The following is an 18,944-nucleotide window of genomic DNA, read 5'->3' on the forward strand; positions in this document are numbered from 1 at the left end:
ATGCCCCCCGATTTAACTATGCAGGCGATATCACCGCAGAAATTGCAAATAAACGCTGCTCGGCGGATATTTGCTAAACGCACTTTGCGCAGCGCTGCTTAGCATTCATTAAATAATGTTCAACCCCATCACCGTGCCTTGGTCAAACGCGCGGAGAGTGCACGAATCTCGTACACCAGTGATCAGCAAGCCGCTGGCCCGTTACAGGGAACCCCTTTCTGGTTTGACCGTCATGCTAATCTTAGTTGCGATTCGCATCAGCACCAAGCATTTCATCACGCAGTTCAGCAACCCACATGGCCGTCGCGCCACAAATCGCAACCGGCATCACGATAAAATTGACGATAGGTATCAGTGAGAAAATGTTGACCATGATCCCAAATGACAGGGCTTTTCCTTTATGTTGGCTTAAGTGGAGCCGCATTCGGGTAAAGTCTACTTTGTGATTATCATACGGATAATCGCAGTACTGAATAGCCATCATCCATGCTGAGAACACGAACCAGATAATCTGGCCGAAGACAGGCACAAACAGAAAAATTAAGAAAAAGCCGATTGCCCTTGGCAAATACCAGGTTAATTTCGACAGTTCACGCCCCAGTGTTCTAGGAATGTCTTTGATCAATGACAGCACACCCTCATCGCCTAACGGTTTTCCGGTTAGGTGACGCTCTGCTTTTTCCGCCAGTACGCCATTAAAAGGGGCGGCTATCCAGTTTGCCAGTGTGCCGAAGATAAGCGCAAAGATAAGCAAGACGGAAATTATTGCCAGTGGCCACAGAAAAAACACCAACGCTTTTTTCAACCAGCCAAGCCACTCCGGAATCATCGAAATCAGGTAAGTAATGCCGGTTTCAATCTGGCCGTACAGAAAATAAAACGCGGTAGCAAACAAAATCAGATTTATCGCCAGAGGTACGAAAACAAAGCGTTTTAACCCTTTGGTTCTGATGAGGCTGAATCCCTGGCTAAAGTAACTGAATCCACTTCGTGAAATCATTGATTCTCCTGTTATAGCTAAACTGACACGCTTAACGCTACACGTCGTTGTAAGGCATTTACGCTTGGACAACCTGCCGGTTGTTGGATTCAGGCGGAAACCCGGTATGCGATCTACAATCCCCCGGTAGGGAATCAGCAAACAGTAACCTTGCTGTGCAGATACTACGCATACGCTTGAAGTCATTAATTACACGGTACAACAGACGCCGTAAAACGCTGTGGGTGCTACTATAAAGCATTTCTTCCGGTGCGATAAATGCCAATTGTTACAGCGTGTTAGTTTTGGTAGAGTCAGCCAACAATAATAATTAACGACACGCGCGAATCATGCTGCGCTCAGCGTACTTTTTAACCTTCCAGAAGATGTCCGGCACTGTCCTGACAACCTATGCTCTGTGCCTGCGCACACCGGGAGTGAACACGTGCGCCTGAAAAAGATTAAGCTTGCAGGCTTTAAGTCTTTTGTCGATCCCACCTCCATACCCTTTCCGGGTGACATGACGGCCGTGGTCGGTCCGAATGGTTGCGGCAAATCTAATGTCATTGATGCGGTGCGCTGGGTTCTGGGTGAGAGCTCGGCAAAAAATCTGCGTGGCGACGCCATGACAGACGTTATCTTTAATGGTTCCTCAGCCAGAAAGCCGGTTGGACAGTGCAGTGTTGAACTGGTATTTGACAATAGTTCAGGTCGCATCGGTGGCGAGTACGCCAGATACAACGAACTGGCTGTAAAGCGTCTGGTTACCCGTGATGCTACATCAACGTATTTTCTTAACGGCGTGAAGTGCCGGCGTCGTGATATTACCGATTTGTTTCTGGGTACCGGCCTTGGACCGAGAAGTTACGCGATCATCGAGCAGGGGATGATTTCCCGGCTTATTGAGTCCAAACCGCAGGAGTTGCGGGTTTTTATCGAAGAAGCGGCAGGTATTTCACGCTACAAAGAGCGTCGGCGGGAAACCGAAAACCGCATCCGGCACACCGTAGATAACCTGGACAGGCTTGAGGACGTGCGTCAGGAGCTCGGACAGCAACTAGAAAAACTGCAGCGCCAGGCCGCGGCAGCAACACGTTATAAGACACTTAAAGCGAGCGAGAGAAGCTTAAAATCCGAACTCGCCGCGATCCGTTGGTTAAAGCACAGCCACCATATCGAGCGGCTGGAAAAAGATCAGCACCATCAGCAAACGGAACTGGATGCGCTTGTTGCCCGTCAGCGTGGGGACGAGGCTGGGATGGAAACGTATCGCCAGCAGCGTGATGATCTCAAACAGGAGACTGAAGTTCTTCAGCAGGCGCTGTTCACCGCCACTACCGCGATTACCCGCATCGAACAAAATACACTTCACAGTCAACAGCGCAGTCAGCAAATTGATACCGAGTTACGCGAGTTACAGGATCGTAAAACCGCGCTGGAGTCGTCATTAAACGAAGCCAGAGAAGCAAGAGCGCTGGCGGAGGCGCAGCGTGATCAGCTTGAGCCTGAGAAAGAAATGGTGCAGGCGCGTCTAGAACAGGCCCAACAGGACAGAGATGACGCTGAACAGGCGTTGCGAACATTTAACAGTGAAAGCCGCGAGCATGAACAGCGTTATCACGAGCTGAAGCAGCAAGTGCAGTCTTGCCACGGACAAATACAGTCGACGATGAGCATGCAACTGCGAACGTCGCAGCGGGTTACCGAGCTTAAAGAAGAGCTGGCCTCGCTGAACGATGACAGCACTGCAGAGCAGCGTGACGCGCTTGATGAAGCACTCAGGGACGCTCAGGCTGCGGAGCATGATGCAGAAGCCTCGCTGACTACCCATCAGGATGTGTTGCACGAGATACGTCAGTCACTGGCGGCAGCGCAGTCGACGCTACGAGAGCAGGAAAATGCCGCGCAGCAGGTGGCATCTAAGATTGCCGCATTAGAAGCGCTGCAGGAAGATGCCTCCCATACGCAGGAAGAAATCATGGCGGGGCTGACGCCACTCTGGCAGTTACTGGATGTGACGCCGGGGATGGAGTCGACGTTTGAACGCGTACTCGCACACTGGCAGCATCCTATGGCAGCCGACACCCATTCACTTGCTGAATTAAGCGAAAGCGGAAACTCGCTGCCATCCGGAAAACCTGTTTTTGTTGATCAGATCCTAAGTCGTGACGCAGCAGCAGGCACGCTTGCCTCTTTTGTAAAAACGGGCTCTTGCCCCGGCGTGTTTAACGATATTTTTTTAGCAGACACCTCAGATAAGGCGCTGGCGATGTTGCCAGGGTTGGCAAACCATCAGAGTGTAATTGTAAAAGACGGCCCCTGGATGGCCAGAGACTGGATTGTCAGCGGCACCGTGTCGCAAAGTGAAGGGACGTTGTATCGTGCAGCTCAGCTTGATGAGCTTGGCCAAACGCAGGCACAGCTTAATGAGGAAATCGAGGTTATCGGTGCCCGCGTAGCGCAGGAGCAGGAGCGTTTCGATGTGCAAACCGAGCAGATGGAAAATGTCAAACAACAGCTTGAGCAGGCCCGTTCACAGTCGCAGCAGATACAACACCAGCTAGGGATTGTTAATATGCAGCTTGAGCAGAACCGTTCCCGTACCCAAAAACTTTCTGACGACCTGCACAAACAAGAACAGCTACTGGAGTCCGAAGAGCAGCAACTGGCGGTATTATCTGAAAGGCTTGAGGAGCTGGAAGCGATGATACTCGAGCACGAAATTCACGTTCAGGATGTACAACAGGCACGTGAGAAGCGCGAAGAAACGCTGTCCGGTGCACGCGCGTTGACTGAAACGCTGCTCCAGGATAGTCATACTTTTGCGCTTAAACTTCAGCAAAGTGAAAGTCAGCTGGAAATGTATGCGCAGCAGGTAATACGTAATGAATCACAGTTACTGGATTATCAGTCACGCCTCAATGCACTGACGGAAGAAAAAGCGAATTTGTCGCAGCCGATGGAAACGCAGCAGGCCCAGCTGCAGGAACTGCTGGAAGAAAAGGCGGAAATGGAAGACAAACGTCGCGGGCTACAAGCAAGCCTGGATGATGTCGAGCAACTTCTGAAAGAAGCCGAACAGGGCCAGCAGGGCCTTGTCCAGCAAATTCAGCAGCGTCAGTCTGCCATCGAAAGTATCAGGCTGGAAATTGAAGGGTATCGCGTCAGAGCCACATCTGTGCTGGAGCAACTTCAGGAAACCGGCCAGGCATTAAAGCCCATTCTTGAGTCGCTGCCTGAAGACGCGGATGAGCAGAACTGGCAGGCAGAATTAGAGAAAACCATCGCCGCGGTGTCGCGCTTAGGCGCAGTGAATCTGGCCGCAGTAGAAGAATTCGAGACGCAGTCACAAAGAAAAGCGCACCTGGACTCACAACATAATGACCTGGTAGAGGCGCTGGAAACGCTGCAAAGTGCTATTCGTAAAATCGACAAAGAAACCCGTACCCGCTTTTCCAACACCTTTGAACAGGTTAATGACGATCTCAAACAGCTATTTCCAAAGGTGTTCGGCGGAGGTTCAGCCTATCTGGCGCTAACTGATGATGATTTGCTCGAAACCGGTGTGACCATTATGGCGCGGCCGCCCGGCAAGAAAAATAGTACAATTCATCTGTTAAGCGGTGGAGAAAAAGCGTTAACCGCTTTATCATTGGTGTTTGCAATTTTCAGGTTGAATCCAGCGCCGTTTTGTTTGCTGGATGAGGTGGATGCGCCGCTTGACGATGCTAACGTCGGACGGTTCTGTAATCTGGTTTCGGAGATGTCCCAAACCGTGCAGTTTATTTATATCACCCACAATAAGATTGCGATGGAGATGGCAAGTCATCTCACCGGGGTAACCATGGCTGAACCTGGCGTTTCCAGGATGGTAGCGGTGGATGTTGATGAAGCCATTGCCTTCGCAGAAGCATAACAAAGGGCGACTAAATTAATGGAAGATGAATTACGTCTGTCATTGCTGGTAGCAGGTACTTTTTTTATTCTCGCAGTACTTGCTCATGGTATCTGGAAAATCAGAAAAGGCAGTAAAAGCAATGATTCACATCGGTCCCGGGTAGAGCCGGGAGAGTGGACGGCTGATGGCGATGAGCTGGATGCTGATGATATTGCCTGGAATGACGATGATGTCGGACATAAACGCAAGACTGATGACCAGGCGCCAGACGCCTTGTCAGATCCAGACTATGATGATTTGGGACTGGGGAAAGTACGAATTATCGCTGGCGCGCAAGACGAAGTAACGCCGCAGCCTCCTGTCGGCGCTGAAGGGGCACCTGTAACCAGTCACGGCAGTGACGGTGAGCCTGAGGAGCCGGTGGCAACGCATCCGCATGAAGATGGCGTTGACAATGACGAGCAGACGGCCCCGGACGACTCTGATACGCCGAGTCGCAGTCAGCACATAGTCCGCCCGGAAGCCACAGAGAAACTCTATGGCTCTGTAGTGACTAATCCGAAACCCCATATTAAGTCAAACCGGCCTGCTGGCGAGGATGATGTTGATATTCCGGAGCCGCCGGGCTTTTTACTCCGGGAAAAAGAGGACGCAGCCGAAGAAGATCGCGACAGCGCGGATAATGTGGCTGATGGCACGCCTGATGAAGTTGATGAATTCAGCCTTGATCCTCAGCCATCGCAATCCAGTGAACCGCCTGAGGGTTCTAATGTCAGCAGTTTTTCCGAACAGGCTAGGCGACTGGTCGGCAGGAAAAAATCTCGCCCGCAAAATAAAAAGCGTCAGGAACCGAGCTTTGGTGACGATCAAATGCGCATAGACTTCGAGGATTCGGCTAAACATAGCGACCATGAGCCTGCAGCCGCACAAGCGCCTGAATCCAAGGCGCAGAACGACAAGCCACAAGCGGCACCCTCTGGCGAGCAGGAAGTCCTGGTACTGAATGTTCGCGCACCGGAAGATGAGCCCATCAGCGGCGCTGCCTTGTTACCGATGTTGTTGACCTTAGGCTTTAAATTTGGCGAACAGGATATTTTCCACCGCCATGTGAATTCAAATGGTAAGGGGCCGGTGTTGTTCAGCCTCGCCAATATGTTTAAACCCGGAGTTTTTGATATTGATAACCTTGAGACATTTACCACTCAGGGGGTGTCATTATTCATGATCTTACCTATTGAAGGTGATCCGCATCAGGTATTTAACATGATGCACAATGCCGCGCGTAAAATTGCCGATGAATTTCACGCTCAGGTTCTTGACGGCAGACGCAGCGTTCTGACCAAACAAGGGCTGCAACAGTACATCGAAAAGATCCGTGAATTTGAGCGTCAGCGGATGATTTCACGCCACTAGCAACACCGGCGCAGAACCCTCTGCGCCAGACCACACGAGTAATATATGAGCACACTGACTGACGCGGTTCGCGAGCGCGCCGCGGCGTTGCGAGAGCAGATCAACGACTATAATTTCCAGTACTACGTAGACGATGCCCCCACGGTTCCGGATTCCGAATATGACCGGCTGATGGAAGAGCTGAAAGCCATTGAAAAGGCCCACCCGGAGCTGATGACTCCATCATCCCCAACCCAAAAGGTGGGTGGGGCACCACTGCAGGCCTTTGAACAGGTAACACACGAAGTACCAATGTTATCTTTAGATAATGCCTTTGATGAGGCCTCGTTGTTAGCGTTTGAAAAACGAATAAGCGATCGACTCAAAGAGACGTCCCCATTGCAGTTTAGCTGTGAGCCAAAGCTGGATGGCCTGGCCGTCAGCATACTTTACGAAGATGGCGTGCTGGTGCGTGCCGCCACGCGGGGCGACGGTCAGGTTGGCGAAAACATTACCAAAAACGTACGCACGATTGCTAATGTGCCGTTGCAACTGCGTGGTGATGCTGTTCCCGCGCGGGTGGAAGTACGCGGCGAAGTGTTTATGTCGAAATCCGGTTTCGAAAAGCTCAACGAGACGCAGCGTAAAAACGGCGATAAAGTTTTTGCTAACCCCAGAAATGCGGCAGCGGGTAGCCTACGCCAGCTCGACTCTAAAATTACGGCTAGACGTCCTCTTATGTTTTATGCATATTCGCTGGGCGTCGTAGCACCGGATTCCTTCACACTGCCGTCGCTTCACAGCGAACGTCTGGCGATGATTAAACGCTGGGGATTACCGCTTTGTCCGGAAATTGATATCGCGCAGGGCGCAGCAGGTTGCCTGGAATATTATCAGCATATATTGCAGACACGGGATGCATTGCCCTATGACATTGATGGCGTGGTATTTAAAGTAGACAGTATAGCGCGTCAGCAGCAGCTTGGGTTTGTTGCCAGAGCTCCACGCTGGGCAATAGCGCATAAGTTTCCTGCTCAGGAAGAGATTACCCGCCTGACTGATGTGGAGTTTCAGGTTGGCCGTACTGGCGCTATTACACCTGTGGCGCGTCTGGAACCGGTGTTTGTAGGTGGTGTGACGGTGTCAAACGCCACTTTGCATAACCAGGATGAAATCCAGCGCCTTGGCGTAAAAGTGGGAGATTACGTCGTGATCCGTCGCGCCGGAGACGTGATCCCACAGGTTGTGTCAGTCATCGAAGAGCGCAGGCCGGATGATGTGAGCGAAATTGCGTTTCCGTGTTCTTGTCCGGTTTGTGGCTCTCACGTGGAAAAGCTTGAAGATGAAGCGGTTGCCCGCTGTACCGGTGGGCTGATATGTGGTGCACAACGCAAGCAGGCGCTTAAGCACTTCGCATCGCGCAAGGCGTTCGATATTGATGGGCTGGGTGACAAACTGGTAGAGCAGTTGGTAGATGCTGATCTGGTGAAAAGTCCCGCTGACTTTTTTCGCTTATCGCTTTCTGAACTTATCGGACTGGAACGGATGGCAGAAAAGTCTGCGTCGAATCTGCTGACGTCACTGGAGGCTTCAAAGCAAACCACATTTGCCCGCTTTTTGTATGCCCTGGGTATTCGTGAAGTCGGTGAGACTACAGCGGCAAATCTTGCATTACATTTTAAAACGCTGGACGCCCTGAAAGACGCAGACGTTGAGCAACTCAAAGCTGTCAACGATGTGGGCGAGATAGTGGCGCAGCATATCTATCACTTTTTTCACGAAAGTCATAATACCGAGATCATCGAGGCATTGTTGAGTGAGGGGGTAAACTGGCCTGCTATCGAAGTGGACGAGTCAGCTGAACAGCCCCTTGAAGGACAAACGTGCGTCTTAACCGGGACGCTGACCGCTATGGGACGCAATGACGCGAAAGCGCTACTGCAACAACTTGGCGCCAAAGTAGCCGGTTCGGTATCTGCAAACACAGACTTTCTTGTTGCGGGTGACAAAGCGGGCTCTAAACTGACGAAAGCACAGGGGTTAGGTGTTGCTGTCTGGGACGAGGACGCGTTACTGGCGTATCTGAGAAAATATAACCTGTACGCCGACTAATCCGGCGGTCTTTGTTATTCATCAGTAAACGTTGGCAGCGGCAACCCGGTAACAAAGTAATGTGTCGCGCTGTTGCAAAAACAAAAAAAGGGGCTATTGTGCTCCTTTTTGTTTGCGTCTCTCGCGCCGGCGATCCCAGGCCCTTCGCACCTGAAAGCGCCACATCCAGTTCAGTCCGAAGTAACCCAGTAATCCGGCCAGAACTGAGCAAATCCCACACCCCACCAAAAACGCCGGACCTATCGTTGTGAGGCTTTCAATTACCCACTGCCAGCTGAATTGAAACTCAAAATGCTGGGGGCTGGTTCCCAGTACAGTCGTTCCGACCTTGTAAGCCGCGTAGAATATTGGCGGCATGGTAAACGGATTGGTGATCCATACTGTGGCGACGGACAAGGGCAAATTCGCCCGAAATGGGATCGCCATGCCGGCTGACAGCCACATTTGAAAAGGCACTGGCCAGAAGGCGAAAAAAAGCCCGATACCGAAAGCACCGGATGCGGAGCGGCGATTCAGGTGCCACAGATTGGGCTCGTGAAGTACCGAGCCAAAGATGCGTAGCGCGCGCTGTTTTTTAATTGTCTGATGATCAGGCAAAAATCGCTTTATAAATTTTTTAGGCATAACACGTATACGATCGTCTGCTAAGGCCCACAATGGAATGCATCATAGCTTTACACTCCGGTTAACAGGATTTTGCCTGGGGGCCGCGTCATCACTATTCTGGCAATTTCTGCCAAACTTGCCTGAGCTGGTTTGCTGGTGCGTTTTGCTGCTGGCATTTCAATCCCTGTGCCGTTTGCGATATCCATTTCTACCCCGGATCTGCAGAAAAAGTTCGTATTCTGGCGTGCTTTCGGGAACAGAAAAAGTCATACAGGGTGCTTCAATAGGCATTCTCTGGATGGCGAGTGTAGGGCATTGGTATGTTGTTTGGCAACTCCCGGTAAACAATATTCATCAGGATGTCACGGTAAAAGGCGAAATTTTTGATGTAGATTGTGATTTTGACAAACAACAGCTCACTGTTGCGGTCGATGCTCTCGATAATGACACCTATTTTTTTACCCGATACATTCGTGTATATGAGCATACACCCATAGCCTGTCGGCAAGCAGGGCAAGATGTCACTTTTACTGCACGGTTAAAGCCTGCCGCCGGGCTGGCAAACCCGGGTGCATTTGATTATCACCGCTTGCTGGTAAGCAAAAATATTGTCGCCACTGGCTACATCAGAGCGTGGCAGCAATGGCACGCTCCGTCCGAGTCAGCGCGTCAGCAAATCAAGCGTTTCATTGTCAGTCATTCAGGTTCAGATCCCAAATGGCTGCTGGCGTTATTGCTTGGGGATAGAAGCGGCTTATCTGACGCGGACTGGGATACGTTGCAAAACACGGGGACTGCACATCTTTTCAGCGTATCCGGCATGCACGTGGGAATAATCGCAACAGCACTGGTTTTGCTGGCAAAAATTGCAATAGTAGTGTGGAGCCGGGCAGGTGGTACGCTAGCGCCTTATCGCAATGTACGCCGTCCTATTGCCGTTGCCGTGTGTCTGGTAGCTGCCGGTTACGTCACTCTCACGGGCGCGGCGCTTCCCGCCGTCAGGGCCTGGGTACTGCTAACCATCTGTTTTACTCTGACAACAAGTGCAGCATCCTGGTCTGCACGCCATGTTGCGCTGTTAATGACGACTGCCTGTTTTGTGCTATTTCCGCTACAGTTACTTTCAGCTGGCTTTATCTTGAGCCTTGCTGCGGTGTACGGGATCTGGTTTTTGTTGTGGCGCTACCAGTTGGCAGCGACAAACTGGTGGCGGGCAGGATTGATGATGCAGGTGGGGTTGTCGCTGTTACTCATTCCTGTAACCGCGGGTTGGTTTTCCCTGTTCAGCCTGGTGTCGTTGCCAGTGAACCTTGTTCTGATACCTGTGATAACACTGTCATTACCCCTATTGTTTCTATCGCTTGGGGCAGCGTTACTGATGCCAGCCTTTGCCGGTGACATCATCAGGTGCTGCGCGACATTTTTAAATGTCATCGCTTCTGTGCTCGAGCGTGTCGCCTCTTTGCCAGGCGGTGTAGTGCAAATGACGCTGCCATCCGGCTCTCTGCTAATGCTGATGGTCGCAATATGTCTGATGGCATTTCCTGCTGTGCCTTACAGAAAGTGCTGTGTATGCCTGTGTTTGTTACCCCTGATGTTGGCATGGGTTCCCTATCGCAGTGACAGTTGGTTTCTGCATGTATTTGATGTGGGCCAGGGAACGGCGCTTGCGATAACCCGGGGCGATCGCGCTATCCTTATTGATACCGGCCCGGCGTATAATGATTATGCGTATGCTATGGAATCTGCGGTATTGCCCGCTCTGAAGCAACTCAATATTCGTCATATTGACGGCGTTATTATCAGTCATTCAGATAACGATCACGCCGGTGGCGTCAATCTGCTTCGTCAACACCCGCTCACACACACAAATACCTTCTGGCACACCCCGGTGTCAGGATGCCGGCAAGGAAGCCAGTTTCAGTGGCAATCACTGACTTTTTATTATCACTGGCCAATGCCTGGCAACCTGACAAACGACAACGCGAATTCCTGCGTACTTACGGTTAAAGATGATGAGCACAGTGTGTTGCTTCCCGGAGATATTGAACGTTCCACGGAATATCAGCTACTTGCTCAGCGATCGACACTTGCCGCAAATGTACTGGTGGCGCCTCACCATGGTAGCCGGACATCATCTACCATGGCATGGGTTAAGGTCACGCAACCTGAAACGGTAATATTTACTACCGGGTATTTAAATCGCTGGCACTTTCCAAGTCATGATGTAGTAGAACGATACCGTAAAGTGGGAGCCAGGCAGCTAAACACCGCCTTTAGCGGATATATCAGAGTCGCGTTTTCGCCAGGGGCATCACCACAGGTACAGCAATATCGTCAGGATCTGGCACCCGCCTGGTATCATGCAGCCCTGTTTACCCGTGAGAAATAACAGCAGCAATTGAAAAAACGTTTTTTGGTTCCATACTGCATGAAAGTGTTCATTGCGACATTTCCAGAGTAACCAGCTTTGCAGACATCAGTAACGCACGAAGAGATGAATGACTTTTCTTCGATAAATGAGTGGATTAGGGGAATTGCGTCTGACACTGTACAATATCCCGGTTTTAATAAAAGGTGTGATTAGATTACATGCAGCAAACTGAGTATTCCGCGTCTCAGGTTCGCCGGTTCCTTCGCTATCTGCGAGAGTATAAGTTGCCTTTCGCCGTTGCCATCGTTGGCATGATTGGTTATTCCTCGGTAGATACCTTCGTGTTCGCGCAATTACAGCCCATGATTGATGAATCACTGGGAAATAACGACCATGACTATCTGCGACTGGCGGCTTACGCCATTGTTCCGCTGTTTTTGTTGCGGGGCATATTTAATTTTATGGGCACCTATACACTTACCTGGATAGGTTCCAAAGTCGTCATGCGGATGCGTCAGCAGCTATTTGATAAATACATTCATTTGCCGGTGTCGTTTCATGACAACCAGGCGGTTGGCGGGCTCATCAGCAAAGTCACCTATGATACTGAGCAGGTCGCCAATGCTGCGGGCAAAGCGCTGTTAACCCTGGTACGTGAAGGTGCTCTGGTGATTGGTCTGCTGGCAGTGATGTTCTGGTACTCCTGGCAGTTGTCACTGATCTTCTTATTAATCGGCCCGGTTGTGGCAGTGATTGTTTCCTATGTCAGTAAGCGCTTCAGGGTAGTCAGCCGTAATATTCAGCAGGCGATGGGAAACCTTACCTCTGCCGTAGAGCAGGCGGTAAAGGGCCACAAAGTCGTGCTGATGTTTGGCGGACAGGAGATTGAACAAAAGCGTTTCGAAAAGAAAAATAACACCAACCGTCAACAAACCATGAAGCTGGCAGTGACGCAAATTCTCAGCGTGTCATCTATTCAGGTGATTGCATCTGTCGCACTTGCGGTGGTGCTGTTTATCGCCAGCCAGCCGGATATGCTCAGGCAACTCACCGCTGGGGTGTTTATCAATGTGGTGTTTTGCATGGTTATGCTGTTAAAACCGTTAAAGCAACTCACTACCATTAATAATGAGTTTCAAAAAGGGATGGCAGCCTGTACCAGTATTTTCGAAGTACTGGACCGTCACGATGAAGACGACAGCGGTACTATCAAATTGGAACGCGCGAAAGGGCACCTGGCATTTCATGACGTGACGTTTACTTACCCGGGTAAGCAATCCCCGGCATTACACCATGTTTCTTTTGAAGCGAAGCCAGGTCAGTCTATTGCGCTGGTAGGGCGGTCCGGTAGCGGTAAATCTACGATATCGTCATTGCTTACGCGCTTCTATTCGCCTCAAAAGGGGCAGATAACGCTGGATGATATCCCGCTTAACGATATCGACCTTAAATGCCTGCGCGAGCAGTTTGCTCTGGTATCGCAGCATGTCGTGTTGTTTAACGATACGATTGCCAACAACATTGCATACGGTTCGCAGCATAAAGTGACTCGCCAGCAAATTGAAGATGCAGCCAGCATTGCTCACGTTACTGAGTTTCTGGCACAGTTACCGGACGGCCTAGACACTATCATCGGTGAGAACGGCCTGATGCTTTCCGGCGGTCAGCGGCAACGCATTGCAATTGCCCGGGCCATATTGTGTGATGCCCCGATTCTTATTCTTGATGAAGCCACTTCAGCGCTGGACACGGAATCGGAACGCCTGATCCAGGATGCATTAGAGACGCTGCAGCAGCGCTGCACCAGTGTGGTGGTTGCCCACCGCCTTTCCACTATAGAAAACGCCGATATCATTATTGTGGTAGAGCAGGGACGTATTCTGGAAATGGGGAAACATCAGGAACTGCTGGATAAAAAAGGGCATTATGCCCAGTTGCATGCATTGCAATTTGGTGACTAAGTGAGCGTTATTCAGAGAATGTGGTATCAGGGGCATCCACTGCAGTGGCTGTTGCTGCCATTTACCATTTTGTTTTGGCTGGTGTCGGGGATCCGGCGCCTGCTGTTTCGCAGCGGCATCAAAAAACAGCACAATGTGGACGCATTTGTGATTGTTGTTGGCAACATTTCGGTGGGGGGAAACGGCAAAACACCGGTTGTGCTTGCGCTCGCTGAGTATCTTACTGCACAAGGGCTGAATGTCGGGATCCTGAGCCGCGGCTACGGCGCTACGTCTCCTTATTACCCGCGAGTGGTAACTGCCAACGATCCGGCCAGTGAAGTAGGTGATGAACCCCGTTTACTGAGTATTCGCTCCGGTGTGCCAGTGGTAATCGATCCTGTTCGCAGTCGGGGCGCAACGTTTCTTGCTGACAAACACCACTGCGACGTGATTGTGTGTGACGATGGTCTACAGCATTATGCGCTTAAGCGTGATATGGAACTGGTAGTCATGGACGGCCGCAAGACCGGTAACGGCTGGCTACTGCCAATGGGGCCGCTACGGGAAGGGCGCTGGCGTTTAAAGACCGTAGACGCCGTTATTCACAACAGTCAGCTAAACCGCCCTGATAAACTAAAAAGTGTGCCGCCGGAGTTTGTTATGTCTTTGGTGCCACGTGATTTTCGCAATGTCCGCGATCCCGCTACAACCTGTACAGCAGATGCGTTTACCCAGCCGGATGCACTTGCAGGTATCGGCAATCCTGCGCGTTTTTTCGCCCAGTTATCGTCGATGGGAATAGCGCTTTCTTCTTGTCAGTCTTTCGGCGATCATCACCACTTCTCCCGCTCTGATATACCAGAAGGCGAGGTAATCATGACGGAAAAAGATGCGGTGAAAGTGCATGCATTTGCCCATGACAATTGCTGGTACTTGCCGGTGGACGCTAAACTGGCGGACAGCTTTTATCAATTAGTGCACGAGCGTCTGGCCCGTGCTGGCTACTTAAAGAAAGGATAAGATATGGCCTTTGACAAACGATTACTGGATGTTGTTGCATGTCCGGTGTGCAAAGGAAAGCTGGTATATGATAGTGATAACTCGGCACTGGTGTGCCGGTTTGACCGCTTGCGCTTTCCGGTAAAAGAGGGGATCCCTGTGCTGATCGAAGAGAAGGCGACGCAAATGTCGCTGGAAGACGTTGATGCTACCCGATAGGAGAGAGACAATGCCGTTCACTGTGGTCATTCCGGCGCGCTATGGGTCCACCCGCTTTCCTGGAAAGCCGTTAGCGGCTATCCAGGGCAAGCCAATGATTCAACATGTCGTGGAAAGGGCAACGGAAGCCGGCGCAGAAAAGGTCATTGTGGCGACGGATGATGATCGCATCGCAGAGATTGCCACGGGATTTAGTGACGTCTGCATGACTGCACAGCACCACCAGTCCGGAACAGAGCGTATCGCAGAAGTCATTTCGCAACGCAAAATTCCCGCAGATACGGTAGTCGTGAATGTCCAGGGCGATGAACCCTTTGTGCCGGCCGAAAATATCCGTCAGGTTGCCCGCAACCTTATTGAGCGGCCCGAAACGCCAATGGCCACGCTGGCTACCCGCATTCATGACACCGCAGACGTGTTCAACCCTAATACCGTTAAAGTACTTACCAATGCAGCAGGCAATGCGATTTATTTCTCTCGCAGCGCTATCCCTTTCGACAGGGAAAAAATGATGACCGGGAATAAAGCAGCTGATCCGGCACTTTATCTGCGTCATATTGGGTTATATGCCTACCGTGCAGGCTATGTAGAGAAATATGTCGGGTATTCAGCTTCTGCACTGGAGCAGATAGAGTCACTGGAGCAGTTACGGGCTATCTGGTACGGCGATATCATTCACTGCGATATCGCGGTTAAACCACCCCCGGTTGGCATTGATACACCCGATGACTTAGTTACGCTGAGCCAGGCATTAGTGCGGGGCTGAAACGTGGTATTGTATTCAAAATTAAGAGGTTAGGAGTGCGTATGAACGTAGTCATTACCGGCGGCAACAGGGGAATCGGGCTCGCCCTGGTGAAAGCCTATATTGCCCGCGGTGACATCGTATACTCGACGTGTCGGAACAGTTGTGACGACTTAAACGGATCAGGTGCAAATGTGATCCCTGGGGTAGATGTTTCACGTCCTGATACGTTAAAGGAGGCGCTTGCTCCTTTAAACGCAGTCAATATTGATCTTTTGATAAACAACGCTGGGGTGTTAGGGAGAGAGTCGTTGCAGGACTGGGATCCCAATACCATTGACTATCAATTCAGAGTCAATGCACTGGGGCCGTTACTGGTCACACAGACGCTAATGTCATCGCTGTCAGACCAAGCCAAGGTTGCCATGATAACCAGTCGTATGGGCTCAATGACGGACAATGGATCCGGTGGCTATTATGGCTATCGAATGTCCAAAGCTGCTCTGAACGCAGTCGGGGTATCTCTGGCGCACGATCTTGCGCCAAAGGGGATTGCCGTGGGGCTTTTCCATCCGGGATTTGTTCAGACTGAAATGGTGAACGGTAACGGAGATATTGATGCAGATACCGCCGCGCAGAGGCTGGTTGAGCGTATTGACGAATTGTCTCTTGAAACCACCGGATCTTTTGTTCACTCGAACGGAGAGACACTGCCGTGGTAAGACTGGCGTTACTTACCGTCTTGTTGTGGTCATGCGGTGCAGCGTCCGCAAGTGACTATCGCTGGTCATTAGCACCATCGCTCCCCGTGCCGGTTCAGGAGATTTATCCGACAGTAAGTCATGGGCAAATTGTGGTTGCAGGTGGCTTGCGAGCAGGAAAAGGCAACATGCTCGAGATAGACGATCGGGTATGGATGCTGACTCCCGGGGCAGCGCAATGGCAGCCCGCGCCAGCTTTACCCGAGCGCCGCCATCACGCTCTGCTCGTGGGGACTGAGAAAGGCGTTTGGTCTTTTGGTGGTTTTATTGAGAGCGATAACGGACAGTGGACAAACACCAGTACCGTGATGTTTTTAGGTCAGGGAGCTGAGTCCTGGCAGCTAAAAGAACCCATGCCGGTTACCCTGAGTGAGACTGTATCTGCGCACCTTAGCGATGGCATCCATCTCGCTGGCGGGCGCAGTGCCACGAAGCATAAAAACGGACAATGGCTGGACAGTAAAGATACCAACTGGCACGGTGTTCTGAACCCGGATACCGGGATCTGGTCAACAGCACCGGTACTGCCTACGCCTCGCAACAGTGCCTGCTCAGTGGTTCTTGACGGGCAATGGCATGTTATTGGCGGACGTACCGTCGAGGGCGGTAACCTTGCGGTACATGAAGTGTTTTCGCCACAAACCCGGAAATGGAAAACACTGGCACCACTCCCTAAGGCGCAGGGAGGATTAACTTGCGCGGCCTACCTCGGAGACATTTATGTGTTCGGCGGAGAATACTTCACCGAAGGCGGTGGTGTTTACCGTGACGTGTGGCGTTACTCGCCACGTAAGCGCACATGGAGCAGCGTCAGTACGATGCCAGTACCGCGTCACGGTCTGGGTTCAGTGGTTCTTGATAATAAGATCTGGCTTATTGGTGGTGCGGCGAAAGCTGGAGCTCGGGACACTAAAACCACTGTCAGTCAGTTTCAGCGTGCTGAAAGTCGTTAACGGCTTGTTGTTTCGCCAGCATGTGAGAGGCAAGAGAAGTGCCGGTCTGTTTCTCTTGCCCGGATGTTAAGGAAGGTGCGAGCAAGTCTATAGTCGCTAAGGCTCACAGCCAAGTGACTAATCAAGGCGGTCTTTTGCAGGCCTAGCGGGTTAAATCAAAAAAGACCAACGGCGAGTAGGTGCTTGGCTGTAAGCCCCGAAGGGCGAGCCCTGAAGCAAACATTTGCGGCGTTAGGCTTCTTGGCAAGGGCGACTGCCATTCCCTGCGAATCCTGCCTTGCAACTGCATGCTTCAGGACTCGCTGAGTGACTATAGACTTGCTCGCACCTTCCTTAAAGCCTAATCGTCCTGATCTTCTGAGAGCACCGCCCACAGGTCATGTTCATCCGCATGGATGATTTCGGCCCAGACGCACTGTCCTGGCTGCACATCGTAAACACCATTGAGGTGAATAACGCCGTCGACTTCAGGGGCTTCAGCGTAAGAGCGCCCGACAGCACCTTCGCTGTCTACAGAATCAATTACTATCTGATATTCATTACCAATACGGTCCTGTAGTCGCTGCGCACTGATCTCTCTTTGCACGGCCATGAATCGGGCAAGGCGCTCTTGCTTAACGTCTTCAGGTACTGGATCCGGCAAATCGTTTGCCCTTGCACCTTCCACCGGAGAGTAGGCAAAACAGCCAACCCGGTCTAGCTGAGCTTCTTTCAGAAACGCGAGCAACTCCTCAAACTCTTCCTCAGTTTCACCAGGAAAGCCGACAATGAAGGTAGAGCGGATCACCAGTTCGGGACATTCCTCGCGCCATTTTTTAATTCTTTCCAGCGTGCGCTCCGCACTACCGGGGCGCTTCATCAGGCGTAAAATGCGTTTATTGGCATGCTGCAGTGGGATATCAAGATACGGTAATACCTTACCGTCGTTCATCAGGCTGATTAGCTCATCAACGTGAGGGTAGGGGTATACATAGTGCAGGCGTACCCACATATCCAGCTCACCCAATTTCGCAGATAGCTGCTGCATATGTGTTTTCACTGGCATTCCGTCCCAAAAGCCAGTGCGGTGCTTTACGTCGACGCCGTACGCACTGGTATCCTGAGAGATAACCAGAAGTTCGCTTACGCCAGCTGCTTTTAACCGCTTGGCTTCATCCAATACTGAACCTACAGGCCGGCTTACCAGGTCACCGCGCATTGATGGAATGATACAAAAGGTGCAGCGGTGATTGCACCCTTCAGATATTTTCAGATAAGCATAATGGCGTGGTGTCAGCTTCACCCCATGATCGGGTACCAGATTGTGAAACGGATTGTGTTCCGGCTTAGGCATATGATCATGGACCTGTTCCACGACTGACTCGTAGGCATGCGGTCCGGTAATTGCCAGAACATTGGGGTGCACCTCCCGGATCTCGTCTTCTTTTACCCCGAGACACCCGGTAACAATTACTTTGCCGTTTTCTTTCAGCGCTTCGCCGATAGTATCTAAGGACTCCTGCACGGCGGAATCGATAAATCCACAGGTATTCACAATTACCAGATCTGCGTCATTATAGGTCGGCACAACATCGTAGCCTTCAGTTCGAAGCTGGGTCAGAATACGCTCGGAATCCACCAGGTTCTTGGGGCAACCAAGACTGACAAAACCGATACGGTTTCCCTGGGTGGTGGACGTGGAGCGATTCGCTTCCAGCGTTTTCACCGGGGTCTCCAGAGTAGTGGTTTTGTTGGGAGTGTAAGTTTCTACGGTCATGCTGATATACCTGTTCGGCCTGTGAGCTCAAAAGCGGACGCGGATTATACAGCAATGTTGCCATGAGATCAGTATCGTGTGCTGGTTATATTTCGATCTCTTTGTGATCATCTGAGTGCCCGAATCTTTTTCCAGAATTGATAAACAGAACGCATCGCGCTGGCGAGGGGACGGTGGTGATTATCACGGATTGTTAAATAGAGCGGT

Annotated in this window: 14 protein-coding genes; 10 read left to right on the forward strand and 4 right to left on the reverse strand. The window is 51.2% G+C overall.

The window, feature by feature from the left end; all coding sequences use genetic code 11:
* Nucleotides 1–241 precede the first annotated feature (241 nt).
* Entirely contained in the window at nucleotides 242–1,000 is a 759-nt protein-coding gene (gene cysZ / locus JKP77_RS08000) for a sulfate transporter CysZ (RefSeq protein ID WP_218310663.1), read from the reverse strand.
* Nucleotides 1,001–1,424: 424 nt separating this feature from the next.
* On the opposite strand from cysZ, the gene smc reads away from it, so the two are divergent.
* The 3 genes from smc to ligA are packed head-to-tail and all read left to right on the forward strand — an operon-like array spanning nucleotide 1,425 to nucleotide 8,381.
* Nucleotides 1,425–4,895, forward strand: coding sequence for a chromosome segregation protein SMC (gene smc, locus JKP77_RS08005; protein WP_218310664.1), 3,471 nt, complete (start codon nucleotides 1,425–1,427; stop codon nucleotides 4,893–4,895).
* Nucleotides 4,896–4,913: 18 nt separating this feature from the next.
* Complete coding sequence (gene zipA, locus JKP77_RS08010) at nucleotides 4,914–6,290, forward strand: cell division protein ZipA (protein ID WP_218310665.1); 1,377 nt, start codon at nucleotides 4,914–4,916, stop codon at nucleotides 6,288–6,290.
* 45 nt (nucleotides 6,291–6,335) lie between these two features.
* On the forward strand, nucleotides 6,336–8,381 hold the full coding sequence (gene ligA, locus JKP77_RS08015) for an NAD-dependent DNA ligase LigA (protein ID WP_218310666.1): 2,046 nt from the start codon (nucleotides 6,336–6,338) through the stop codon (nucleotides 8,379–8,381).
* 93 nt (nucleotides 8,382–8,474) lie between these two features.
* Here ligA and JKP77_RS08020 read toward each other — a convergent pair whose 3' ends face one another.
* Together JKP77_RS08020 and JKP77_RS08025 are read right to left on the reverse strand one after the other, a co-directional pair.
* Nucleotides 8,475–9,005, reverse strand: a complete 531-nt coding sequence (locus JKP77_RS08020) for a DUF2062 domain-containing protein (protein WP_218310667.1) — start codon at nucleotides 9,003–9,005, stop codon at nucleotides 8,475–8,477.
* 50 nt (nucleotides 9,006–9,055) lie between these two features.
* Nucleotides 9,056–9,193, reverse strand: a complete 138-nt coding sequence (locus JKP77_RS08025) for a hypothetical protein (protein WP_218310668.1) — start codon at nucleotides 9,191–9,193, stop codon at nucleotides 9,056–9,058.
* Here JKP77_RS08025 and JKP77_RS08030 point away from each other — a divergent pair.
* From JKP77_RS08030 to JKP77_RS08060, 7 genes are all read left to right on the forward strand, one after another.
* On the forward strand, nucleotides 9,181–11,379 hold the full coding sequence (locus JKP77_RS08030) for a DNA internalization-related competence protein ComEC/Rec2 (protein WP_246601141.1): 2,199 nt from the start codon (nucleotides 9,181–9,183) through the stop codon (nucleotides 11,377–11,379). The two genes, JKP77_RS08025 and JKP77_RS08030, sit on opposite strands and share 13 nt — an antisense overlap.
* 200 nt (nucleotides 11,380–11,579) lie before the next feature.
* Nucleotides 11,580–13,322, forward strand: a complete 1,743-nt coding sequence (msbA, locus tag JKP77_RS08035) for a lipid A export permease/ATP-binding protein MsbA (RefSeq protein WP_218310670.1) — start codon at nucleotides 11,580–11,582, stop codon at nucleotides 13,320–13,322.
* 18 nt (nucleotides 13,323–13,340) lie between these two features.
* Nucleotides 13,341–14,324, forward strand: a complete 984-nt coding sequence (gene lpxK / locus JKP77_RS08040) for a tetraacyldisaccharide 4'-kinase (protein ID WP_218310724.1) — start codon at nucleotides 13,341–13,343, stop codon at nucleotides 14,322–14,324.
* Nucleotides 14,325–14,327: 3 nt separating this feature from the next.
* A complete protein-coding gene (locus JKP77_RS08045) occupies nucleotides 14,328–14,522 on the forward strand; it encodes a Trm112 family protein (protein WP_218310671.1) in 195 nt (64 codons plus the stop codon).
* Nucleotides 14,523–14,532: 10 nt separating this feature from the next.
* Nucleotides 14,533–15,288 (forward strand): 3-deoxy-manno-octulosonate cytidylyltransferase, encoded by a 756-nt coding sequence (gene kdsB / locus JKP77_RS08050; RefSeq protein ID WP_218310672.1) that lies wholly within the window; start codon nucleotides 14,533–14,535, stop codon nucleotides 15,286–15,288.
* A gap of 41 nt (nucleotides 15,289–15,329) precedes the next feature.
* Nucleotides 15,330–15,989 carry an SDR family oxidoreductase gene (locus tag JKP77_RS08055; protein WP_218310673.1) on the forward strand — a complete coding sequence of 220 codons (660 nt, stop codon included), beginning with the start codon at nucleotides 15,330–15,332 and terminating at the stop codon, nucleotides 15,987–15,989.
* Nucleotides 15,983–16,981, forward strand: a complete 999-nt coding sequence (locus tag JKP77_RS08060) for a Kelch repeat-containing protein (protein WP_218310674.1) — start codon at nucleotides 15,983–15,985, stop codon at nucleotides 16,979–16,981. The genes JKP77_RS08055 and JKP77_RS08060 overlap by 7 nt, the downstream gene beginning before the upstream one ends.
* A 340-nt stretch (nucleotides 16,982–17,321) precedes the next feature.
* On the opposite strand, the gene rimO is transcribed toward JKP77_RS08060, so the two are convergent.
* Nucleotides 17,322–18,737: a 30S ribosomal protein S12 methylthiotransferase RimO gene (gene rimO / locus JKP77_RS08065; protein WP_218310675.1), complete on the reverse strand. Its 1,416-nt coding sequence runs from the start codon at nucleotides 18,735–18,737 to the stop codon at nucleotides 17,322–17,324.
* Nucleotides 18,738–18,944 lie beyond the last annotated feature (207 nt).

The sequence above is a fragment of the Alteromonas antoniana genome (genome assembly GCF_019249295.1).
Taxonomy (GTDB): Bacteria; Pseudomonadota; Gammaproteobacteria; order Enterobacterales; family Alteromonadaceae; genus Alteromonas; species Alteromonas antoniana.